Consider the following 21166-nt stretch of genomic DNA (forward strand, 5'->3'; position numbering starts at 1 on the left):
GTATTTCTTGACCGGGCGTTCAAGTGCGCTACTTCGCCGCTTATCGGGTATCTTCTCGCTCGTATGAACGCAGGGTGCGCCATGCTTGTGTCCTGCTTGGCGGAATGAAATTTCCATTCCGAGGAAAAGTGTTTTCCGGCTGACAGATATATTGTGGCTTAAAAATTTTATGCTTGAAATATATTCGTTGGAGCGTAGGATTGCCAGCAATTGAAACTTGTCTGGAGGTGCGGAATTATGAGAATCGTTTGTCTGGGTGGCGGTCCTGCCGGTCTCTATTTCGCGATCTCGATGAAGCTGCGCGATCCGTCGCATGAAGTCGTGGTTATCGAGCGCAACAAGCCTGATGACACGTTCGGCTGGGGCGTCGTGCTTTCCGACGAGACACTCGACAATCTGGCAGAAAACGATGCCAAGAGTGCTGCATCGATCCGCGAGCATTTTGCCTATTGGGACGATATCGCGGTTCTTTTCAAGGATACCAAGACCGTGTCCACCGGTCACGGTTTCTGCGGCATAGGGCGCAAGAAGATCCTGCTCCTGCTGCAGGCGCGGGCGAAGGAGCTTGGTGTCGAGCTGCGCTTTGAAACCAATGTTGCCAGCGCTGCCGATTATGCCAAGGATTTCGATCTGGTGGTGGCGACGGATGGCCTCAATTCGCATACCCGCACCGAATTCGCCGACAAGTTCCAGCCTGAAATCGATATCCGCAAATGCCAGTTCGTTTGGCTCGGGACACATCAGAAGTTCGATGATGCCTTCACCTTCATCTTCGAAGAGACTGACAAGGGCTGGGTCTGGGCTCACGCCTATCAGTTTGACAATGAGACCGCGACTTTCATCGTGGAATGCAATCAAGAGACATTCGAGGCTTATGGCTTCGGCGAGATGAGCCAGCAGGAAACGATCGCAGCTTGCGAAAAGATCTTCGCCAAGCATCTTGGCGGTCACAGCCTGATGACCAATGCCACCCACATTCGCGGGTCGGCCTGGATACAGTTCCCGCGGGTTCTGTGCGCACGCTGGAGCCACGAGAACATCGTGCTCATGGGCGATGCGGCAGCGACCGCGCATTTCTCCATCGGTTCCGGCACCAAGTTGGCGCTCGAAAGCGCCATCGCACTTGCCGATTATCTGCATTCGGAGCCAACCCTGCCGAAGGCATTTGAGAAATACGAAGAGGATCGACGGCTTGAGGTCTTGCGTCTGCAGTCGGCCGCGCGCAACTCGATGGAATGGTTCGAGGAAATCGAGCGTTACTTCCACCTCGATCCGGTGCAGTTCAACTATTCGCTGCTGACCCGTTCGCAGCGTATCAGCCACGAGAACCTCAGGCTTCGCGATGCTGACTGGCTGGAAGACGCCGAGCGCTGGTTCCAGACGCAGGCGGAGGTTTCCACACAGGCGCCGGTGCGGCGGCCAATGTTTGCGCCCTACAAGCTGCGCGACATGGAGCTCAAGAACCGGATCGTGGTCTCGCCGATGGCGCAGTACAAGGCTGTCGACGGTAGCCCCACCGACTGGCATCTGGTCCATTATGGCGAGCGTGCCAAGGGCGGCGCCGGTCTTGTCTATACCGAGATGACCTGTGTGTCGCCGGAAGGCCGGATCACGCCGGGTTGCCCGGGGCTCTATGCGCCGGAGCACGAGGCGCAATGGAGCCGGATTGTGAATTTCATTCACACCGAGAGTGAATCCAAGGTCTGCATGCAGATCGGTCATGCCGGCGCCAAGGGCTCCACCCAGCTTGGCTGGGAGATCATGGATGCGCCGCTCAAGGACGGCAACTGGCCGCTGCTTTCGGCATCCGATGTGGCCTGGTCGTCAGCCAACCAGACGCCGAAAGTGATGACCCGCGAAGACATGGATATGGTTCGCGACCAGTTTGTTGCTTCAGCCCAGATGGCCGAGCGCGCTGGCTTCGACATGATCGAGCTTCACATGGCACACGGTTATCTGTTGTCGTCGTTCATCACGCCGCTCACCAACCGACGTGAAGATGAATATGGCGGCAGTCTGGAAAACCGCATGCGCTACCCGCTTGAGGTCTTCCACGCCGTGCGCGCGGTCTGGCCTGAGAACAAGCCGATCTCTGTTCGCATCTCGGCCAGTGACTGGGTTGAAGGCGATGGCGTCAGCCCGCAGGAAGCCGTCGAGATCGCGCGCATGCTCAAGCAGGCTGGCGTTGACATCTGCGACGTCTCTGCCGGGCAGACATCGAAGCAGGCACGCCCTGTGTACGGGCGCATGTTCCAGACCCCGTTTGCCGACCGGATCCGCAACGAGGCGCAAATGGCGACCATGGCTGTTGGCAACATCTACGAGCCAGACCATGTCAATTCGATCCTTATGGCGGGCCGCGCCGATCTGGTTTGTCTCGCGCGTCCGCACCTGGCCAATCCCTACTGGACGCTGCATGCGGCCAGCGCACTGGGTGACCATGACGAGAAGTGGCCCGATCCGTACCACCCTGGTCGCGACCAGATGTGGCGGCTCGCCGAGCGTACAGACACGATGCTCGGGAAGGTCTGACAATGTCGGAACTGATGGGGCATCATGCGATTGTCACCGGCGCCGGATCGGGCGCCGGCGAAGCGATTGCGCTGGCGCTTGCACAGAAGGGCGCGCGGGTAACCGCAATCGGACGGCGCTTGGCGCCGCTTGAGGCCCTTGCCGCTCAGGATGACCGCATCACTGCGGCTTCCGCTGATGTCACCGATGCGGATGCAATGGCTGCAGCGATCGAGGCGGCAGTGCAATTGAACGGTGCGCCAACCATCGTCATCGCCAATGCTGGATCAGCTGAAAGTGCTCCGTTTCATCGCATGGATGCTGCGCTTTTCCGCGCGACGCTTGACGTCAATTTGACCGGCGTTTTCAATACCTTCCAGGCGGCTTTTTTGAAAATGAATCGGGCGCAGCCGGGTCGCATGATCGCGATTGCCTCGACCGCCGGATTGAAGGGCTATGCTTATGTTGGCGCCTATTGTGCTGCCAAGCACGGCGTGGTCGGGCTGGTGCGCAGCCTGGCTCAGGAGCTCGCCAAGACCGGAGTGACGGTCAATGCGATTTGTCCGGGGTTTACGGACACGCCGATGCTGCATCGCTCCATTGACAACATAGTCGAAAAAACCGGACGATCACGTGATGAGGCGGAAGCTTCGCTGCGGGATGTCAATCCGCAGGGCAGGTTCATACAGCCGGAAGAAATTGCCGAGACAGTGCTATGGCTCTGCAGCGATGCTGCGGTTTCCGTCACCGGTCAGGCCATATCTCTATCGGGAGGAGAGACATGAGCGACAATTCTGCACTGCTGGCAGATGCGAGCAATACAGTTGCCTTGGATGCCGCAGCGTCCAAAGCACGTTTGCGGCTTTGGCTGAAGCTTCTGAAAGCAACGAAACATGTCGAGGCGGAGCTTCGCGAGAACTTGCGTACGGGTTTCGATACCACGCTGCCACGATTTGACGTGATGGCAGCACTTTACCGCATCGAGCCGGGCCTCAAGATGAGCGAACTTTCGAGCGTGTTGCGGGTCTCCAACGGCAATGTCACCGGCATCGTCGACCGGCTGGTGGACGACGGCATTCTGGTGCGCATCCCGGTGGACAATGACCGCCGCGCGACAACCGTGCGATTGACCCAGGCGGGACGCGAACAATTCGAGGCAATGGCTGCCAGTCACGAAGGCTGGATCGACAGCCTTCTCGATGGCATCGACGTATCGGAGGTCCAGCACCTGTCCGATCAACTCGAATGCATTGCCCGAAAGAGTACCAAGGGAGAGGACTGAACCCATGCCGACTGACGCCCCCGTCAATTTCCGACTGACACTTACCGATGGCATTGCCGAGGTTTCGCTTGACCGGCCGGATAAGAAAAATCCGCTGACCTTCGAAAGCTATGCAGAACTGCGCGACTGGTTTCGCGGACTGGTCTACCGGGACGATGTCAAGGTTGTGGTCTTTGGCTCGAATGGCGGCAATTTCTGCTCGGGTGGCGACGTGTTCGAGATCATCGGGCCATTGCTCGACAAGGATATGAAGGGCCTGCTTGAATTTACCCGGATGACCGGCGATCTGGTCAAGGCCATTGTCGGCTGCGGCAAGCCGGTGATTGCAGCGGTCGACGGTGTATGTGCCGGCGCCGGTGCCATTATCGCCATGTGCAGCGATCTGCGGATTGCCACGCCGGAAGCCAAGACAGCGTTTCTGTTCAACCGGGTCGGACTTGCTGGCTGTGATATGGGCGCTTGCGCCATCCTGCCGCGGATCATCGGTCAGGGGCGGGCAGCCGATCTGCTCTACACCGGACGCTCGATGAGCGCCGAAGAAGGCGAAAGCTGGGGCTTCTACAATCGCGTTGTCGCGGCGTCGGACATCGACGACGAGGCACGCAAGATGGCACGGCGCATTGCCGACGGGCCGACATTCGCCAACATGATGACCAAGACCATGCTGGCGCAGGAATGGAACATGGGCATCGAGCAGGCGATCGAGGCCGAAGCGCAGGCGCAGGCAATCTGCATGAAGACCGAGGATTTCCGCCGCGCCTATGAAGCCTTCGCATCCAAGCAAAAACCCGTATTCGAGGGCAATTGATGTCAGACCGCAGTTTCCTTCAATGGCCGTTTTTTGACGATGCGCACCGGCATCTGGCCGACCGCGTCGATGAGTGGGCCGCATCCGAACTGGCACATGTCGATCATTCCAACGTTGACGAGGCCTGCAAGACCCTCGTGAAGGCATTGGGCGACGCAGGCTGGCTCAAGCTGTCTGCCGTCGATCCGGATGATGAGAATTCGCGCATTGATGTGCGCAGCCTGTGCATCCTGCGCGAGACGCTGGCCCGCCATGACGGATTGGCTGATTTTGCCTTTGCCATGCAGGGCCTTGGCACCGGTGCGATCTCGCTGTTCGGCAGACCTGACCAGAAGTCCAAGTGGCTGTCTCAGACCCGCGCAGGCAAGGCCTTGTCGGCGTTTGCGCTATCCGAGCCTGCATCTGGTTCGGATGTGGCCAACATGGCGATGACGGCTGTGCGGGACGGTGAGGATTACGTTCTCAATGGCGAGAAGACCTGGATATCGAATGGCGGCATCGCCGATGTCTATTGCGTCTTTGCCCGCACCGGCGAGGCGCCCGGCGCCAAGGGGCTTTCGGTCTTTATCGTGCCCGCTGACACGCCGGGTCTCGAGATCGCCGAGCGGCTGGAGGTGGTTGCACCACACCCGCTGGCGCGGCTCGCCTTCAATGACTGCCGGATCCCGGCATCGGCGATGATCGGCAATCCCGGTGACGGCTTCCGCATCGCCATGTCAGTGCTTGACGTGTTCCGGTCCACCGTTGCCGCCGCAGCTCTCGGCTTTGCCCGCCGCGCGCTGGACGAGAGCCTGAACCGCGTTAGCGAGCGAGAGCTTTTCGGGGCGCCGATGAGCGATCTGCAGATGGTGCAGGGGCACATTGCGGACATGGCTCTCGATGTCGACGCGTCGGCGCTGCTGGTCTACCGGGCGGCCTGGCTCAAGGATCAGGGCGCGCCGCGGGTCAGCCGCGAGGCGGCGATGGCCAAGCTTTACGCTACAGACCATGCACAGGACGTGATCGACAAGGCCGTGCAGCTGCATGGCGGCGACGGCGTGCGCAAGGGCCACATTGTTGAAAGCCTCTACCGCGAGATTCGCGCGCTCAGGATTTACGAGGGCGCGTCGGATGTTCAGAAAGTCGTGATTGCACGGCAGACATTGGCGAATTCCAAAGGAGTGTAATGTGCTGGGACCATCGGGCCATATCGACACCTTCACACGTGACAACCTGCCTCCGGTCGATCAGTGGCCGGAGCTGAAGCTCGATGGTTTTGATTACCCCGAATGGCTCAACTGTGGCTATGAGCTCACGGACGCGATGGTTGCCAAGGGATTTGGCGATCACACCGCACTTATCGGCAATGGCCGGATCAGGACCTACAAGGAACTGACCGACTGGACCAACCGGATTGCCCATGTGCTGGTCGAGGATTACGGGGTCAAGCCGGGCAATCGCATCCTGATCCGCTCTGCCAACAATCCGGCGATGGTAGCGGTCTGGCTGGCTGCGACCAAGGCCGGCGCTGTCGTGGTCAACACCATGCCAATGCTGCGCGCCGTTGAACTGAGCAAGATTGCTGACAAGGCGGAAATCTCGCTGGCGCTGTGCGACACGCGGCTGATGGAAGAGATGGTCGCCTGCGCCAAGGACAACAAGTTCCTCAACAAGGTCGTGGGTTTTGATGGTACGGCCAATCATGATGCCGAACTCGATCGGCTGGCACTGTCCAAGTCCGTCCGCTTTGAGACGGTGAAAACCGGCCGTGACGATGTCGCGCTGCTTGGCTTCACCTCAGGCACTACCGGGATGCCGAAGGCGACGATGCATTTTCATCGTGACATGCTGATCATCGCTGACGGCTATGCCAAGGAAGTGCTGGGCGTTACGCCTGAGGATGTCTTCATCGGCTCTCCGCCACTGGCTTTCACCTTCGGTCTTGGTGGCCTGGCGGTGTTTCCGCTGCGATTTGGAGCGGCTGCGGCGCTGCTCGAGCAGGCGACGCCGGCCAACATGGTCGAGATTATCCAGAACCACAAAGCAACAGTGTGCTTCACCGCCCCGACCGCCTATCGCGCCATGCTTGCGGCGATGGAAGAGGGGGCAGATCTGTCCTCTCTGCGCGCTGCAGTCTCTGCTGGCGAAACCTTGCCGGGGCCGGTCTATGATCAATGGATGGCCAAGACCGGAAAGCCGATGCTCGATGGCATCGGCGCCACCGAGATGCTGCATATCTTCATCTCCAACAGATTTTCCAATTCGCAGCCTGCCTGTACCGGTTTGCCGGTCGCGGGCTACGAGGCGCGGATTGTCGACGAGACCATGCAGGAGTTGCCACGCGGTGAGGTCGGCCGATTGGCTGTGCGCGGACCGACCGGTTGCCGCTATCTGTCGGACCCGGAGCAGCAGCAGAAATATGTCCGCGACGGCTGGAACCTGACGGGCGACTCCTTCACCCAGGACGAGACCGGGTTCTTTCACTTTGCCGCCCGCAGCGACGACATGATTATTTCCGCCGGCTACAACATTGCCGGACCGGAAGTTGAAGCCGCTCTGCTGGCGCATTCCGATGTGGCCGAATGTGCAGTCATCGGCATTGCCGACGAGGCGCGCGGGCAGATCGTCCAGGCGCATGTGGTGCTCAATAGCGGCATTGAAGCCGATGAGATCACCACCAAAAGGCTGCAGGATCACGTCAAGGCGACAATCGCACCTTACAAATATCCCCGGTCAGTGATTTTCACCCAGACATTGCCCAAAACCCAGACCGGCAAGATCCAGCGTTTCCGGCTCCGCTCAGAAGATGATGCCTGAGCTGAGCCTTCCAACGACATAAACGAGGAATTTCATCATGATAGAAGCAGTCAATCCACCGGATTGGGAAAAGCCGAAGGGCTACGCAAACGGCATGCTCGTTGACGGCGAACGGCTTTACACCGGCGGCCAGATTGGCTGGAACAAGGATCAGGTTTTCGAGCACCACGATTTCGTGGGCCAGCTTGAGCAGACACTTGCCAACATTGCCGCGATCGTGAGCGCTGCGGGCGGCGAGGTCAGTGATATCGTGCGGTTGACCTGGTTCATTACCGACAAGGCCGAATACATGGCTCGCCAGAAAGATGTCGGCGCTGCCTATCGCAAGGTGATGGGCCGGCACTTTCCGTCGATGTCGGTGATTGTTGTTGCCGGCCTGATCGAAGACGAGGCAAAGGTCGAGATCGAGGCAACAGCCGAAATCGGAAAATCCCGGAAGGAAGCGTGAAGCCATGAGCAGTTTTCAGACGAGGCGGGACTTGTTCGAATTGCCGGACGGGATCACCTATCTCGATGGCAATTCGCTCGGACCGTTGCCAAAGGCCGCGGTTGAGCGGGCGCGTGCGACGATGGCGGACCAATGGGGTCCGATGCTGATCACGGGCTGGAACAAGGCCAAGTGGATGGAACTGCCGTCGCGTCTGGGTGACCGGATTGGCCGCCTGATCGGCGCGCCCGGCGGCAGCACCATGGTTGGCGACACGCTGTCCATCAAGGTCTACCAGGCCGTCGCCTCGGCTGTGGAGATGCGACCCGGACGCAAGCTCGTTCTTTCCGACAACGGCAATTTCCCAAGCGATCTGTATATGGCTGATGGCCTGCTCAAGAGCCTGGGGCAGGGGCTTGAGCTTAAGGTCGTGGATCCCGAAGCGGTTGCCGAACATATCACGGAAGACGTGGCCGCGGTGATGCTGACGCATGTCGACTATCGCACCGGTCGTGTGCATGACATGAAGGCGATTACCGACAAGGCGCATGATGCCGGCGCGATCATGATCTGGGATCTGGCGCACTCGGCTGGCGCTCTGCCGATTGATCTGACTGAGTGCAATGCCGATATCGCAGTTGGCTGCACATACAAGTATCTCAACGGCGGCCCTGGTGCGCCGGGTTTCATCCATGTCCGTCCGGATCTCATAGATCAGGTCCGTCCGGCGCTTTCCGGCTGGCTTGGGCATCAGGCGCCGTTTGCGTTTGATCTTGATTACAGGCCGGGCGAGGGCATCAGCCGGATGCGGGTCGGAACCCCGCCGGTGATCCAGATGGCGGTTCTGGACGCGGCACTCGATGCCTTTGACGGCGTTGACATGAATGACATTCGTGAACGCTCGATCGAGCTGTCTGAACAGTTCATCTCGGAAGTCGAGGCCGGGTGCAAGGACGTGACGCTTGCAAGCCCGCGCGATCCGCAGGCGCGGGGATCGCAGGTCTCGTTCCGCTTCCACGAAGGCTACGCTGCGATGCAGGCCCTGATCGCCCGCGGCATCATCGGTGACTTCCGCGCGCCCGACATCATGCGGTTTGGCTTCTGCCCGCTCTACAACACGCCCGCCGATGTCAGCCATGCGGCCGACGCACTTTGCGAAATCATCGCTACCGGCGAATGGGACCAGCCGGCGTTCAAGACCCGAAATGCGGTCACATGAGCGAGGGCAAAGACTACGACCCTTCGCAAGAAGGTGCCGAGATGAACTTCGATGGGCGCATGTCCTATGGCGATTATCTGTGCCTGGATCAGGTGCTGGGTGCTCAGAAAACCCGGACCGACGCCCATGACGAGATGCTGTTCATCATCCAGCACCAGACATCTGAATTGTGGATGCGGCTGGCTATCCACGAGATTTCAGCTGCGCGCGCTGCGATCCGTTCGGATGAATTGCAGCCTGCGATGAAGACGCTTTCGCGCGTCTCGCGGATATTTGAACAGCTCAATTCGGCATGGGACGTGCTGCGGACCATGACACCGTCCGACTATACCCATTTCCGCAACAAGCTCGGTCAGTCGTCCGGGTTCCAGTCGCTGCAGTACCGGATGATCGAATATGCCCTGGGCAACCGCAACCACGCGATGATGCGCCCGCATGCGCATGTTCCTGGAGCCCTTGCAAAGCTCGAAGCTGAACTTCTCGAACCCAGCCTGTATGATGAAGCGATACGGCTCGCGGCAAGGCGTGGCATTGCAATGCCAGAAGAGGTTCTGGCCCGCGAAGTCCGCACCACGCACGAGATCCATGATGGCGTGACTGCCGGCTGGAAAACCGTTTATGAAGCGCCCGAGACCTATTGGGCGCTCTATGAGGTTGCCGAGAAACTTGTGGATTTGGAAGACTATTTCCGGCGATGGCGCTTCAACCATGTCACTACCGTTGAACGGGTGATCGGTCTCAAACGCGGCACCGGCGGAACCGGCGGGACGAGCTATCTCAGGCGGATGCTTGATGTCGAGCTTTTTCCCGAATTATGGCGTGTGCGAACCGAATTGTAGGTTGTCTTCATCGCCGCTCAAGGCCACTATTTGAGCCTTGAAATATCCTTTCGGTTCGATAGTGTCCGGTCGCTGTCAGGTTGTTGGGTTTCGCATCGCGTTCGACAATGATGACGGTTTTGCCTTTTAAATTGGAGTTTGGGTTGGATACGCGCGCAGAAATCAGGTTGCCGACGTCAGAACTGCGGGACGATCTGCCGTTCTTTACCAAGACGCTGAAAATGCGCCTCGACATGATTTATCCGGCCGATGATCCGGAGGTGGCTGTGCTTTCAGGGCACGGGCTTCGGATTCGTATCCAGAAGGGTGCGCCGGAAGCACCGGGAACACTGCGTATCCTGACCGATGACCCTGATGGATTTGCTGACGGCAAGCGGGAATTGACCGCGCCGAACGGCACGCGCATCGAGATCGACGAACTCAATCCGCCGATGGTTCTGCCACAGACCGAGCACGCCTTCGTGGTTCGCCGGCTGGCTGATCAGGCACCGTGGGTGATCGGACGCGCCGGTATGGAGTATCGCGACCTGATACCGACCCGGCTTGGCGGCGCGATGATTGCCTCGCATATCCGGGTGCCGGACGGACCGGTGCCCGATATGGTGCATTTCCACAAGGTCGGATTCCAGCTGATCTTCTGCATCAGCGGCTGGGTTGATGTGCTTTATGAAGATCAGGGCGGCATCCGTCGTTTGACGGCGGGCGACTGCTTCATCCAGCCTCCGCAGATCCGCCACAAGGTGTTGCATGCGGCTGACGGGATCGAGGTGATTGAAATCGGTGTTCCAGCGGAGCATGTCACCGAAATTGATCACGCTATGGAATTGCCTACGCCGCATGAGCGTCCGGATCGCGAGTGGGATGGCCAGCGCTTCGTTCACAGCCTGGCGAAAGAGGGTGTCTTCAAGGCCTTCCGTGTTCCTGGTTTTGAAGCGCGCGACACCACGATCAACGCTAACACCAAAGGTGTCGCCTCGGTCATGGTGGCGCGGCCATCAGGTTCGGGTACCTCGGTCTGGACCCGGCACGAAGGCGATATCCTGTTCAATTTCGTGATGTCGGGCAGCATGGTGCTGGAAGGCGAGGGCAAGGAGCCTTATCGTCTTGAAAAAGGCGATGCTTTTGTCATTCCGCCGCGGATGGCAACGCGCTACAGTGATCCGAGCAATGATCTTCAATTGCTGGAGGTCTCGCTTCCCGGTTCGTTTGAAACACACGTCGTGGACGAAATCTGAGCGTTTTATGATAGCAGCCCGCGAGGCGCTCACGTAGCATAGGGCCAATAAATCAATGGGAGCAAAAAGCATGAAAAAGACAACATATGCATTGGCGATCGCGGCGTTGCTCGCGTCCAGCGCGTCAACCCTTGCCGCCGACACCAAGGTTGGTCTGCTGATGGATATCACCGGCCCGATCGCAAGCTTCATTCCGCCTTTGCAGAATGCGGCGAACCTGGCGGTCAAGCAGGTCAATGAACAGGGTGGTCTGCTCGACGGCCAGGCTGTCCCGGTTTACGGCGACACCACCGGCTCGTCGCAAGGCGCGGTTGATGCCGCGGGCAAGCTGATCAACATCGAGAACGTGCCAATCATCATGGGTGCGCTTATGTCAGGCACCACGATCGCTTCGGCCGAGGCTGCAGCGATCCCAGCCGGTGTCGTCCAGATCTCGCCTACCGCCACGTCGCCGGCGATGACTGACATCAACGACAATGACCTGCTTTACCGGATCGTGCCTTCGGACAACTTCCAGGGCAAGGTTCTGGCCAAGATGGTGATGGACGAAGGCCTGACCAAAGTGGCCGTGACCTTCGTCAACAATGATTACGGCGTCGGTATCGGCGGCACTTTCGTCGAAGCCTACAAGGCGCTCGGTGGTGAAGTCGTGGCCGAGGTCAAGCACGAGGAGAAGAAGAACTCCTACCGCTCTGAACTTGCGACCCTTTCGAAGGCCGGCGGCGACGCGCTCGTGGTTATCGCCTATGCAGGTGATTCCGGTGGCAAGATCGTCAAGCAGGCGATTGAAGGCGGCCTGTTCACCAAGTTCGTCGGCACCGATGGTCTGCGCGACGAAGCGCTGATCGCTGATATTGGCGCCGAGGCACTGGCAACGTCGTTCTTCTCTGCACCGACATCGCCTGCGGACAACCCGAACCAGGCCAAGCTGCATGAGGCCTACACTGCTGCCTACAGCGAGCCTGCAGACAAGCCCTTCGTCGACCAGACCTATGACGCCACATTCATGGCATTGCTGGCGATCGAACAGGCAGGTTCTGCCGACCGCACAAAGATGGCTGCAGCCCTGCGCTCGATCGCTTCGGCACCCGGTGAAAAGGTTGGCCCTGGCGAATGGGAAAAGGCCAAGGCGCTGATCGCGGATGGCAAAGACATCGATTATGACGGCGCCGGCGGCAGCTATGACTTTGATGAGAACGGCGATGTTGCCGGCTTCATTGGCAAGTTCGTCGTTGACGGCACGGTCTACAAGCAGATCGAGATTGTTCAGTAATACGGCCTGAACCGGTCTGAAACTTCAGCCCCTCCCTGCGACAAGCGGGGAGGGGCATAAACAAAGCGCGAGCCATCCGACCGCGAAAATGCCGGTCCGGAAAGGCGTCGCCAGCGGCTGTAGCAAGCCGCAATGTGGGGCGTAGATGATATCAGTTGAGCATGTGAAGGTGAGCTACGGCGGCCCCAATGTCGTCGATGACGTGAGCTTTGACATTCCTGCCGGAAAGATAACCGGTCTGATCGGGCCAAATGGCGCTGGCAAGACCACGATGTTCAATGCAATCGCCGGTCATGTTGCGCTCGCAGGGGGCCGCATCCTGCTTGAGGGCAAGGACATTACAGGGCTTCAGCCGCACCAGCGTGCTGCCCGTGGGCTCGCGCGCACCTTTCAGATTCCGCATGAGTTCTCACAGCTGACTGTAATCGAAAACTTCATGGCGGCAGCTGCCACGCCGATTGGGGAGAACGTGTTCAACGTCATCTTCAGGCGCGGTCGTTTTGCCGAGGAAGAGGAAAAGACCTACCGCGCGGCGCGCGACATGGTGACTTTCCTCGAGATCGATCAGGTCAAGGATGAGAAGGCGGGCAACCTGTCCGGTGGCCAGAAGAAGCTTCTGGAACTGGGCCGGGCCCTGATGCAGAAACCCAAGATCATTCTGCTCGACGAGATCGGCGCTGGCATCAACCGCACGCTGCTCGCAAAGATTTCCGACAAGATCCTGCTCCTGAACAAGCAGCAAGGGCTGACCTTCTGCCTGATCGAGCACGATCTCGATTATGTCTCCAAGCTCTGTGACGAGGTTATCGTGATGGCTCAGGGCACCTTGCTGACCCGTGGGGCGGTCGACGACGTGCGCCAGGACGCCCGCGTTATCGAAGCCTATTTCGGCGGCGGAAAATACGAGGCCCAGTCATGAGCGCGCTTTTGTCCGTCAAGGGACTGACCGCTGGCTATGGTGGTGTGCCGATCATCGAGGACGTCAATCTTGATGTGGCCGAGCACGAGATCGCAGTCATCATCGGGCCGAATGGCGCTGGCAAGTCCACGTTGCTCAAAACCATATTTGCGCTGACAGCGCGCTCGGAAGGCGACGTCTCCTTCGGTGAAAAGGACATTACAGGCCTCAAGACGGCGCAACTGGTACCGCTCGGTATTTCCATGGTGCCGCAAAGCCGCAACGTGTTTCCGACGCTGACTGTCGACGAAAACCTCGATGTCGGCACCTATGCAGCCCCGCCCAAGGACAAGGATGCTGTGCGCGAGAATGTGTTGTCGCTGTTTCCCGATCTGCGTGGCAAGCTGGGGCAGGCGGCGGGTGAATTGTCCGGCGGGCAGCGGCAGATGGTGGCATTGGGCCGGGCTCTGATGAGCGAGCCGAAGCTATTGTTGCTCGATGAGCCGACAGCCGGACTGTCGCCAGCCTATCTCGAGATCATTTTTGACCTGCTGCTTGATATCCGCAAGCGTGGCGTGACCATCCTGATGGTGGAACAGAACGCCAAGCAGGCGCTCAGGATCGCCGACAATGGCCATGTGCTGGTCAGTGGCAAGAATTTCATATCAGGAACGGGGGAGGCGCTGCTCAATGACGATGCGGTGCGGCGGTCTTTCCTCGGAGGTGCAGCAGCGTGATTGACTTCATCAACCTCTATCTGGTTCCGGGACTGACCATCGGCAGCGTCTACGCGCTTGGCGCAGTGGGTATCTCGATGATCTTCGGTATTCTCAGGTTCGCCCATTTTGCCCATGGCGATCTGATGACCATCGGTGGCTACGGCGTGCTCACCGCAGTCTGGTTCATCCCGGTGCATCCGCTGCTGCTGCTGCCGTTCGGCATTGCGCTGGCAATTGTCTCGGCGCTGGCGGTGGACCAGTTCTTCTACAAGCCGTTGCGCAAGCTTCCGACCATCTACACGGTGATTGCCTCGTTCGGGGTGGCGCTGATTTTCCGGTCGCTGGCACAATTGTTCTGGAGTTCGGGCAATCAGGTTTTCATCTCGGGCGTTCGCATGCCGGTGGTGCTGTTTGATACGTTCCGGATTTCCGAACTGCATATGCAGGTCATCCTTCTCACCCTGATCATCGCGATCGGGCTGCATTTCTTCCTGACCCGTTCGAAACTGGGCCGCGCCATGCGTGCGGTGTCGGACGAGCCCGAACTGGCGGCTGTCGCGGGGCTCGACACCGAACGCGTGATCCGCTGGACCTGGGTGATCGGAGCGTCGATGGCTGCGACCGCCGGCGTCTTTGCCGGCATGGACACCTCGATGCATCCAAATCTTGGCTGGAACCTGCTGCTGGCGATGTTTGCTGCCGCCGTGCTTGGTGGCATCGGCAAGCCGATGGGCGCCATTGCCGGCGGCCTGATCATCGGCATTGCCGAGGAAACCGCGACATTTACCTGGCTCAGCGACGAGCCGCTGATTTCGCCGTCCTACAAGTCCGCCGTGGCCTTCTTCATCATGGTGGCACTGCTTCTGTTCCGGCCGCAGGGCCTGTTCAAGGGGAGGCTTCTGTAATGGAACTCACCGGCCTGTTTTTCTATCTGGTCAGCGTGCTGATCGCTGGCGGCATCTATGCAGTGCTCTGCCTGGCTTTGAATGTGCAGTGGGGCATGGGCGGCCTGTTCAATGCGGGCATCGCGGGGTTCTTCGCCGTCGGTGCCTATGCATCGGCGATTGCAACAACCGCCGTGTCGTCCAAGCATCTGGGCGGCTTTGCGCTGCCGATTCCGTTCGGTCTTGCGGCGGCGATGATCGTTGCCGGCGTAACCGGCTGGATCGTCGCCAAGATCTGCGTCCGGCTGAAGAGTGACTATCTGGCGATGGCCTCGGTCGGCATCGCCGAGATCCTGCGGCTGGTGATTGTCAACGAATCCTGGCTCACCAATGGCAGCTTGGGCATCGCCGGTGTGCCGCGCCCTTTCGGCAATTTGGTGCAGGGCAGGGAGGCTGATCTTCTCTATCTCGTCATGGTCTGGGCTTGCGTTCTTGCCGTCTATGTTCTGTGCCAGCGGCTCTATGTCAGCCCATGGGGCCGAACGCTTCGCGCGATCCGCGACAATGAGGATTCGGCGCGGGCGGCGGGCAAGGATGTCGACTGGTTCCGGCTTCAGACCTTCGTGATCGGCTGCGCCATCATGGGCCTCGCTGGTGCCTTGTCGGCGCATTACTTCAAGTTCCTGTCGCCTTCGGCTACCGAGCCGCTGCTCGTGACCTTCCTTGTCTGGGTGATGTTGATGGCAGGCGGATCGGGCAACAACAAGGGCGCCATTGTCGGCGCGCTTGCGATCTGGTTCATCTGGTCGGCGACCGAGATCTTCACAAGTAGGCTGCCGCCTGAATGGATCACACGATCGTCCTATATCCGCATGCTGCTGGTAGGTCTGCTGTTGCAGTTCGTGCTGCAGAAATTTCGCTCCGGACTGGTGCCGGAGAAATCACCGAAAATCAGATCTGACTGACGCCAGGATAGCCCGCCGATTTACTCGGCGGGTTCTGCAGCGGGTTCGGGCGGCAGGAACGAGACCAGCTTGGCGCGGACTGCGTCGGGCCATGGAATAGATGTGTGCTGATCAAGGTGGCTCGCCGCCAGAACCTGCTTGCTGGTCCAGCGCTTCTCCTCGCCACAGAGCACCGTATGCTCGACGGTCATGGATGATCTTCCAACCTTGGTGACGGTAAGCTCGAAGGTCAGCTTGTCGCCGAAAAACGAGGGTTTGGAGAAATCGCAGGTCAGGTGCACCGTCGGCGTGCCCCAGCGTTCCTTCCAGATGATTTCGTGCCAGGGAAAGCCGATCGCCGCCCAGAACTCCTCGTTCACACCATTGAGCAGGTTCAGGTAGGATGGATAATAGGCGGTGCCGGAAATGTCGCAGTCACCGAAATGAAGCATGCGGTCGGTTGTAAAGCTAACGGTCATGATCCCCCCAAGACGCTATTGCCTTGCGGGTTTCGCATGCAGAGCGTGATGAGGCAACTCCTGAAGCTCTATCCGGAATCGGGCTGGTTGATGTGGGCGGGTGTCTAAGGCCGATGTGCAAACAAAAACGGCCGGGCGTCAGGCCCGGCCGTGTGTTTGCTCCTGGATAGTGTCAGAGCGCTGCGAGGATTGATTTCTCGATCTGGTCGGTGGTGTGGTTGACCAAGGTCTTGGGCAGTTCCAGCATGATCTTGTCAGTCACGCTGACATGCAGGCTGGGACGTGTTTCGCCGAGTGTTTCCGGGTCAAGCACGAGGATCAGGTTGTCGAACTTGTGCTGCTGAGCCAGATCATAGAGATGATTGGCGAGGATTTTCGAAAATGTCGCCTCCATCGATTCCTTGGCAGACATATCCGGCGGTTGTTTGCCGGCCGGGCCTTGGTCGGCAAGATTGCCGGGCTCGAGATCCTTGGAGTGATGCAGTTTGAGTTCGCCACTCTTTCCGTCATTGCGGTAGAACTGAGCGCCTTCCCCTGTGCCGACGACGATGAGGGTTTGGTGAGGTACAGGTAGATGTGACATGAAGTCTCCCGGCTGAATTTCTTGTAAAAGTTTGGCTCCGGCACAATGCCAGCCAATAGTGGCCGTCGGGGGCAGTCGCCAAAGCGACTGCCCAAAGTGGGATCACGCAGCGTGGCGTTTGTGCTCGCCTTCGCGGACCTCTTCGATGATCTTGTTGACGAAGGCTTCCAGATCCTTCGGCGAACGGCTGGTGATGATGCCGTTGTCGATGGCGATCTCGCTATCGATCCAATTCGCACCGGCATTCTGCATATCCGTACGTATCGAATGGTAGGAAGTAGCCTCACGACCCTTGATGACGTCTGCTTCAATCAGCAACCATGGCGCATGGCAAATGGCGGCGACGATCTTGTTGCTGGTGACAAAGTTGCGAACCAGCTGGATAGCGTTCTCTTCAACGCGCAAAAGATCGGGGTTGATCTGGCCACCGGGCAGGACCAACGCGATGTAGTCATCGACCTTGACGTCGGAAATCTTAAGGTCGGCCTCAACCGTGGCGCCCCAGTCACCATTGTCCCAGCCCTTGATAGGCTTGCCGTCAAGCGTTGCGACGTGAACTGTGGCGCCGGCTTTCTTGAGGTGTTCGAGCGGATATTCGAGTTCGGACTGCTCGAAGCCATGGGTCGACATGATGAGAATCTTAGCGTTTTCCATATTGGGCATCGATATGCTCCTTCTTCGTGAAACTTACTCAGCCTCAACGCATGCCTCAGACCAGAGTTCCGCTGTGTTTCAGAAATATGCCTGGGTGGTGGTGTCACGCCGCCTGACGCAGGCGCCTTGTGAACGCTGTGTCACGGATTTGTCCGAGACAATGGATTGATTGATATGTGGAACAAATTGACTCCGACCCAATGACAAACTACCACCGCTCTATTCTCAGGGCGGGGTGAAATTCCCCACCGGCGGTTACAGCCCGCGAGCGCCACCTTCGGGTGGGTCAGCAGACACTGGTGAAATTCCAGGGCCGACGGTTAGAGTCCGGATGGTAGAGAATGGGCGTGAGGCAGCAGGTCGAGAGACCTGTTCTGAACGCTTGTGCGCTCTGGGATCTTGTCATTATTGAAAGGATCCGAGCAATGACAAAATCCCTCAAAATTGCTTTCATCAAGGCTCGCTGGCATGCGGATATCGTCGATCAGGCACATGTCGGTTTCATGGAGCGGGTAAAAGAACTCGGTCTTGACGCAGACGTTCGTTCATTTGAAGTGCCTGGCGCGTTCGAAATGCCGCTGCTGGCGCAACGTCTCGCAAAGACCGGTGACTATGACGCGATCGTTGCCTCTGCCCTCGTCGTTGATGGCGGGATCTACCGGCATGATTTCGTGGCGCAGGCTGTGGTGACAGGGTTGATGGATGTTCAGCTGAAGACCGAAGTCCCGGTGTTTTCGGTCTCGCTGACCCCGCATCATTTCCAGCCCAAGGGCGAGCATGAGGTGTTCTATACGCAGCACTTTGTGCAGAAGGGCCGTGAGGCAGCCGACGCGGTGGCGCAAGTCACAAGCCTGAGCATATAGCGGGGCGGGTATCCGGAAGTTTGAAAACCCTGCTCAAGAGGGGGTGGATCCGAGCAGGGTTTTCGGGCCTGCAGATTGCAGGCCGGGGGGTATCAGGTGTTGCGCAGTGCGGTGATCAAGTCGCCCTTGCTCATGGATGAGCGGTCATCGATGTCGAGTTCCTGCGCGCGTCCATACAATTCGTCCTTGGTCCACTCTTCATAGGGCGGAGCCTTGCCGCCCTTGACCGACGGGTGCTGGCTGTCATTGGCCTGCGCATTGGCGATGCGGGCGGCCTTCTGCTTGGACGCGCCGTCTTCGCGCAATGCTTCGTAGGTATCGCTGTTCTTGACCGAGGCTCCGTGGTTGGTGCTTGCCATGACTGGTCTCGCTCTCCTGGTTCACATTCTGGGCTTGGTGCTAATCTCGAAGTTGGTGTCAAAGCTGTTTCGACAGTTGGTCAATCGCGCCATCAATATCGTCGATCAGCGGCGTCATCTCGTTGCCAAAATCGGCATGGGAGCGGGCCTCCAGTTCGCCGCGCATCGCCTTCAGGGTCTCAAGCCGCTGGTCGGTCGATTGTTGCGACAACAGCACCGCGTTGATGTCGTCGGCGGTGATTGTCTGGGCGATGCCGTCAATGTCAGCGTCGCCGCCAACCTGGGCGTCGACCGGGTCAATCATGGAAGAGTGTTTCTCGATCGGCATAGGAACCTCCATTGTGTTTTGCCATCAACGCAGAAGATGTGAGACTGGTTCCATGGGCGCATGAAAAGGGGACCAGAAGCCGTAGTTTCGCGCAGGCAGGATTTGAGTTATATGCAGACAAACGCCGTCGGATGGAAAACCCGGCAACGAGCAGGTTCGTGAAACAGGCCCCATGACCAGATACAATTCACATCGTTTTTCTGTCGCGCCAATGATGGACTGGACGGATCGGCATTGCCGTTTTCTCCATCGTCAGCTGTCGCGTGAGGCATTGCTCTACACCGAGATGGTGGTTGCCGACGGGATCATCCATGGCGACCGCCAGCGGCTGCTTGGCTATGATGCGGTCGAGCATCCGGTGGCGTTGCAGCTTGGCGGATCGGAGCCGGACAAGCTTGTCGAGGCGGTTCGGATCGCCTCCGATTTTGGCTATGACGAGATCAACCTCAATGTCGGATGTCCTTCCGACCGGGTCCAGTCGGGGGCTTTCGGCGCCTGCCTGATGCGCGAGCCTGATCTGGTGGCGCGCTGCGTGAGCGCGATGAAGGCCGTTTCGGATGTGCCGGTAACGGTCAAATGCCGCATCGGCGTTGATGAACAGGATCCCGAAATCGCGCTCTCGGACTTCGCTCGCGCGGTTGTCGAGGCGGGCGTGGATGCGCTTTGGGTGCATGCCCGCAAGGCCTGGCTCGAGGGGCTTTCGCCAAAGGAAAATCGGGACATTCCACCGCTCGACTATGATCGTGTCTATCGTCTCAAGCAGGATTACCCAAATCTTTTCATAGGGATAAATGGTGGCGTTGCCGATTTGAATCAGGCGCTTGAGCATTTGAATCATGTGGACGGCGTCATGCTTGGACGTGCGGCTTACCATAATTCTTCTCTGCTCGCCGATGTGGACCGGCAGATATACGGGATGGATGTGGCGGACACCGACTGGTCTGCAATCTGCACCGCAATGATGGCGCATGCAGAGCAGCATATGGTGTCCGGCGGTCGTCTCATCCACGTCACGCGCCACATGATCGGTTTGTTTCAGGGCGTGCGTGGCGCGCGTCGCTTCAGGCAGATCCTGTCGGCTGACGCGGTGCGTCCGGGTGCCGGGCCGGAAGTGATTGCTTCGGCTTTTGCCGCAATTGATTTTTCGGATCTGACGGCCGCCGCCTGATCTCTCACTCTGGTCATCAGACCAACCGACGGGATACGACATGAACTCAATTCGCTCCTATCCGATTATCGGCGCGATCATTGCCCAGATCGCAGCGGGGGTGATTGTGATCGCGATGGGGCTGGCGCTTGCCGCTGTCCTTGATGCGCGCATCTTGGTCTGGGGCGGTCTGATTGTTCAAAGCTTGGCGGCCGCAATAGTGACCAGGCTGCTCGGCCTTCCGATCTGGTGGGTATGGATCGGGCTGTGCTTTCCGGCAGCGATGGCCCTTGCACTCAATGTCGGCGATCTGCCGGCGTGGCCTTTCGGGGTCGGCTTTGTCGTTCTTTATCTTTTCTTCTCCAACACCGCACGTGAGCGCGTGCCACTTTATCTCACCAACCAGCCGACAACTGACGCCTTGCTGTCGCTGATGCAGCAGCGTGGTGCCAAAAGGTTCACAGACCTTGGGTCGGGACTGGGCGGCGTGGTTCGCTCGCTCGATGGCGATGGCAGGCAGGCGCGGGGTGTGGAATCCGCGCCCATGGTCTGGCTGGTGTCAGTCATCCTGTCGAAGATCCAGAGGCGGGGGCAGATCGTCAGGCAGGATATCTGGACCACAGACATTGCGGGCGAAGACATCGTCTATGTCTTCCTGTCGACCGAACCCATGCCCGCGCTTTACGAAAAGGCAAAGCGCGAGATGAAGCCCGGCAGCCTGCTGGTATCCAACAGCTTCGCGGTACCCGGTATCAAACCCGCCGAAATCTGGGAGCTTTCCGACCGGCGCAAGACGCGATTGTATCTCTATGAAATGAACACCCCGGACGATGACGTGGTGGGCGAGACAAGCTGATGGGGCCTGCGACGTTTGACCGTCGTACCTCATTTGGAATGCGTATTGTTCAGCAATTTCAA

23 protein-coding genes and 1 riboswitch are annotated in these 21166 nt (G+C 58.8%); of the genes, 18 read left to right on the top strand and 5 right to left on the bottom strand.

Annotated elements, in window-relative coordinates; genetic code table 11:
• The first annotated feature begins 237 nt into the window (after window positions 1-237).
• From WNZ14_RS11550 to WNZ14_RS11620, 15 genes are all read left to right on the top strand, one after another.
• On the top strand, window positions 238-2532 hold the full coding sequence (locus WNZ14_RS11550) for a bifunctional salicylyl-CoA 5-hydroxylase/oxidoreductase (RefSeq protein ID WP_342868802.1): 2295 nt from the start codon (window positions 238-240) through the stop codon (window positions 2530-2532).
• A 2-nt stretch (window positions 2533-2534) separates the two neighbouring features.
• A complete protein-coding gene (locus tag WNZ14_RS11555) occupies window positions 2535-3296 on the top strand; it encodes an SDR family NAD(P)-dependent oxidoreductase (protein ID WP_342868803.1) in 762 nt (253 codons plus the stop codon).
• Window positions 3293-3793, top strand: coding sequence for a MarR family transcriptional regulator (locus tag WNZ14_RS11560; RefSeq protein ID WP_342868804.1), 501 nt, complete (start codon window positions 3293-3295; stop codon window positions 3791-3793). Before WNZ14_RS11555 ends, WNZ14_RS11560 begins: the two co-directional genes overlap by 4 nt.
• Before the next feature lie 4 nt (window positions 3794-3797).
• A complete protein-coding gene (locus tag WNZ14_RS11565) occupies window positions 3798-4601 on the top strand; it encodes an enoyl-CoA hydratase family protein (RefSeq protein ID WP_342868805.1) in 804 nt (267 codons plus the stop codon).
• On the top strand, window positions 4601-5767 hold the full coding sequence (locus tag WNZ14_RS11570) for an acyl-CoA dehydrogenase family protein (protein WP_342868806.1): 1167 nt from the start codon (window positions 4601-4603) through the stop codon (window positions 5765-5767). Before WNZ14_RS11565 ends, WNZ14_RS11570 begins: the two co-directional genes overlap by 1 nt.
• Before the next feature lies 1 nt (window position 5768).
• Entirely contained in the window at window positions 5769-7397 is a 1629-nt protein-coding gene (locus WNZ14_RS11575; RefSeq protein WP_342868807.1) for an AMP-binding protein, read from the top strand.
• Window positions 7398-7434: 37 nt separating this feature from the next.
• Complete coding sequence (locus tag WNZ14_RS11580; protein WP_342868808.1) at window positions 7435-7845, top strand: RidA family protein; 411 nt, start codon at window positions 7435-7437, stop codon at window positions 7843-7845.
• Between the two features lie 4 nt (window positions 7846-7849).
• Window positions 7850-9043, top strand: coding sequence for a kynureninase (kynU, locus tag WNZ14_RS11585; protein WP_342868809.1), 1194 nt, complete (start codon window positions 7850-7852; stop codon window positions 9041-9043).
• Complete coding sequence (gene kynA, locus WNZ14_RS11590) at window positions 9040-9882, top strand: tryptophan 2,3-dioxygenase (RefSeq protein WP_342868810.1); 843 nt, start codon at window positions 9040-9042, stop codon at window positions 9880-9882. The genes kynU and kynA overlap by 4 nt, the downstream gene beginning before the upstream one ends.
• Window positions 9883-10025: 143 nt before the next feature.
• Window positions 10026-11117, top strand: a complete 1092-nt coding sequence (locus tag WNZ14_RS11595; protein ID WP_342868811.1) for a cupin domain-containing protein — start codon at window positions 10026-10028, stop codon at window positions 11115-11117.
• 70 nt (window positions 11118-11187) lie between these two features.
• Window positions 11188-12390 carry an ABC transporter substrate-binding protein gene (locus WNZ14_RS11600; RefSeq protein ID WP_342868812.1) on the top strand — a complete coding sequence of 401 codons (1203 nt, stop codon included), beginning with the start codon at window positions 11188-11190 and terminating at the stop codon, window positions 12388-12390.
• A 145-nt stretch (window positions 12391-12535) separates the two neighbouring features.
• A complete protein-coding gene (locus WNZ14_RS11605; protein WP_342868813.1) occupies window positions 12536-13309 on the top strand; it encodes an ABC transporter ATP-binding protein in 774 nt (257 codons plus the stop codon).
• Entirely contained in the window at window positions 13306-14025 is a 720-nt protein-coding gene (locus WNZ14_RS11610; protein ID WP_342868814.1) for an ABC transporter ATP-binding protein, read from the top strand. The genes WNZ14_RS11605 and WNZ14_RS11610 overlap by 4 nt, the downstream gene beginning before the upstream one ends.
• The gene (locus WNZ14_RS11615; RefSeq protein ID WP_342868815.1) at window positions 14022-14912 is read left to right on the top strand and encodes a branched-chain amino acid ABC transporter permease; all 891 of its coding nucleotides are present in this window, start codon (window positions 14022-14024) and stop codon (window positions 14910-14912) included. Before WNZ14_RS11610 ends, WNZ14_RS11615 begins: the two co-directional genes overlap by 4 nt.
• Complete coding sequence (locus WNZ14_RS11620; protein WP_342868816.1) at window positions 14912-15856, top strand: branched-chain amino acid ABC transporter permease; 945 nt, start codon at window positions 14912-14914, stop codon at window positions 15854-15856. The genes WNZ14_RS11615 and WNZ14_RS11620 overlap by 1 nt, the downstream gene beginning before the upstream one ends.
• A gap of 20 nt (window positions 15857-15876) precedes the next feature.
• Here WNZ14_RS11620 and WNZ14_RS11625 read toward each other — a convergent pair whose 3' ends face one another.
• From WNZ14_RS11625 to WNZ14_RS11635, 3 genes are all read right to left on the bottom strand, one after another.
• Complete coding sequence (locus WNZ14_RS11625; RefSeq protein ID WP_342868817.1) at window positions 15877-16314, bottom strand: thioesterase family protein; 438 nt, start codon at window positions 16312-16314, stop codon at window positions 15877-15879.
• Window positions 16315-16486: 172 nt separating this feature from the next.
• On the bottom strand, window positions 16487-16897 hold the full coding sequence (locus WNZ14_RS11630) for a host attachment family protein (protein WP_342868818.1): 411 nt from the start codon (window positions 16895-16897) through the stop codon (window positions 16487-16489).
• A gap of 102 nt (window positions 16898-16999) precedes the next feature.
• Complete coding sequence (locus WNZ14_RS11635) at window positions 17000-17560, bottom strand: type 1 glutamine amidotransferase domain-containing protein (protein ID WP_342868819.1); 561 nt, start codon at window positions 17558-17560, stop codon at window positions 17000-17002.
• 208 nt (window positions 17561-17768) lie between these two features.
• Window positions 17769-17898: riboswitch (FMN riboswitch) on the top strand.
• 78 nt (window positions 17899-17976) lie between these two features.
• On the opposite strand from WNZ14_RS11635, the gene WNZ14_RS11640 reads away from it, so the two are divergent.
• On the top strand, window positions 17977-18414 hold the full coding sequence (locus WNZ14_RS11640; protein ID WP_342868820.1) for a 6,7-dimethyl-8-ribityllumazine synthase: 438 nt from the start codon (window positions 17977-17979) through the stop codon (window positions 18412-18414).
• Between the two features lie 92 nt (window positions 18415-18506).
• Here the strand turns inward: WNZ14_RS11640 and WNZ14_RS11645 are convergent, their stop codons facing one another.
• Together WNZ14_RS11645 and WNZ14_RS11650 are read right to left on the bottom strand one after the other, a co-directional pair.
• Window positions 18507-18773, bottom strand: a complete 267-nt coding sequence (locus WNZ14_RS11645) for a Rho termination factor (RefSeq protein ID WP_342868821.1) — start codon at window positions 18771-18773, stop codon at window positions 18507-18509.
• Between the two features lie 58 nt (window positions 18774-18831).
• On the bottom strand, window positions 18832-19101 hold the full coding sequence (locus tag WNZ14_RS11650; protein ID WP_342868822.1) for a hypothetical protein: 270 nt from the start codon (window positions 19099-19101) through the stop codon (window positions 18832-18834).
• A gap of 172 nt (window positions 19102-19273) precedes the next feature.
• On the opposite strand from WNZ14_RS11650, the gene dusA reads away from it, so the two are divergent.
• Complete coding sequence (dusA, locus tag WNZ14_RS11655; protein ID WP_342868823.1) at window positions 19274-20269, top strand: tRNA dihydrouridine(20/20a) synthase DusA; 996 nt, start codon at window positions 19274-19276, stop codon at window positions 20267-20269.
• Between the two features lie 40 nt (window positions 20270-20309).
• Window positions 20310-21104, top strand: a complete 795-nt coding sequence (locus WNZ14_RS11660) for a hypothetical protein (RefSeq protein WP_342868824.1) — start codon at window positions 20310-20312, stop codon at window positions 21102-21104.
• Window positions 21105-21166: the final 62 nt, after the last annotated feature.

The sequence above is a fragment of the Hoeflea sp. AS60 genome (assembly GCF_038900115.1).
In the GTDB taxonomy this organism is placed as follows: Bacteria; Pseudomonadota; Alphaproteobacteria; order Rhizobiales; family Rhizobiaceae; genus Hoeflea.

What these genes read in the sequence shown, in the direction of transcription:
- WNZ14_RS11550 (WP_342868802.1), top strand. Translation starts at nt 238, where the DNA reads ATGAGAATCGTTTGTCTGGGTGGCGGTCCTGCCGGTCTCTATTTCGCG.
- WNZ14_RS11555 (WP_342868803.1), top strand. Translation starts at nt 2,535, where the DNA reads ATGTCGGAACTGATGGGGCATCATGCGATTGTCACCGGCGCCGGATCG.
- WNZ14_RS11560 (WP_342868804.1), top strand. Translation starts at nt 3,293, where the DNA reads ATGAGCGACAATTCTGCACTGCTGGCAGATGCGAGCAATACAGTTGCC.
- WNZ14_RS11565 (WP_342868805.1), top strand. Translation starts at nt 3,798, where the DNA reads ATGCCGACTGACGCCCCCGTCAATTTCCGACTGACACTTACCGATGGC.
- WNZ14_RS11570 (WP_342868806.1), top strand. Translation starts at nt 4,601, where the DNA reads ATGTCAGACCGCAGTTTCCTTCAATGGCCGTTTTTTGACGATGCGCAC.
- WNZ14_RS11580 (WP_342868808.1), top strand. Translation starts at nt 7,435, where the DNA reads ATGATAGAAGCAGTCAATCCACCGGATTGGGAAAAGCCGAAGGGCTAC.
- kynU (WP_342868809.1), top strand. Translation starts at nt 7,850, where the DNA reads ATGAGCAGTTTTCAGACGAGGCGGGACTTGTTCGAATTGCCGGACGGG.
- kynA (WP_342868810.1), top strand. Translation starts at nt 9,040, where the DNA reads ATGAGCGAGGGCAAAGACTACGACCCTTCGCAAGAAGGTGCCGAGATG.
- WNZ14_RS11600 (WP_342868812.1), top strand. Translation starts at nt 11,188, where the DNA reads ATGAAAAAGACAACATATGCATTGGCGATCGCGGCGTTGCTCGCGTCC.
- WNZ14_RS11605 (WP_342868813.1), top strand. Translation starts at nt 12,536, where the DNA reads ATGATATCAGTTGAGCATGTGAAGGTGAGCTACGGCGGCCCCAATGTC.
- WNZ14_RS11610 (WP_342868814.1), top strand. Translation starts at nt 13,306, where the DNA reads ATGAGCGCGCTTTTGTCCGTCAAGGGACTGACCGCTGGCTATGGTGGT.
- WNZ14_RS11620 (WP_342868816.1), top strand. Translation starts at nt 14,912, where the DNA reads ATGGAACTCACCGGCCTGTTTTTCTATCTGGTCAGCGTGCTGATCGCT.
- WNZ14_RS11625 (WP_342868817.1), bottom strand. Translation starts at nt 16,314, where the DNA reads ATGACCGTTAGCTTTACAACCGACCGCATGCTTCATTTCGGTGACTGC.
- WNZ14_RS11630 (WP_342868818.1), bottom strand. Translation starts at nt 16,897, where the DNA reads ATGTCACATCTACCTGTACCTCACCAAACCCTCATCGTCGTCGGCACA.
- WNZ14_RS11635 (WP_342868819.1), bottom strand. Translation starts at nt 17,560, where the DNA reads ATGCCCAATATGGAAAACGCTAAGATTCTCATCATGTCGACCCATGGC.
- WNZ14_RS11640 (WP_342868820.1), top strand. Translation starts at nt 17,977, where the DNA reads ATGACAAAATCCCTCAAAATTGCTTTCATCAAGGCTCGCTGGCATGCG.
- WNZ14_RS11645 (WP_342868821.1), bottom strand. Translation starts at nt 18,773, where the DNA reads ATGGCAAGCACCAACCACGGAGCCTCGGTCAAGAACAGCGATACCTAC.
- WNZ14_RS11650 (WP_342868822.1), bottom strand. Translation starts at nt 19,101, where the DNA reads ATGCCGATCGAGAAACACTCTTCCATGATTGACCCGGTCGACGCCCAG.
- dusA (WP_342868823.1), top strand. Translation starts at nt 19,274, where the DNA reads ATGACCAGATACAATTCACATCGTTTTTCTGTCGCGCCAATGATGGAC.
- WNZ14_RS11660 (WP_342868824.1), top strand. Translation starts at nt 20,310, where the DNA reads ATGAACTCAATTCGCTCCTATCCGATTATCGGCGCGATCATTGCCCAG.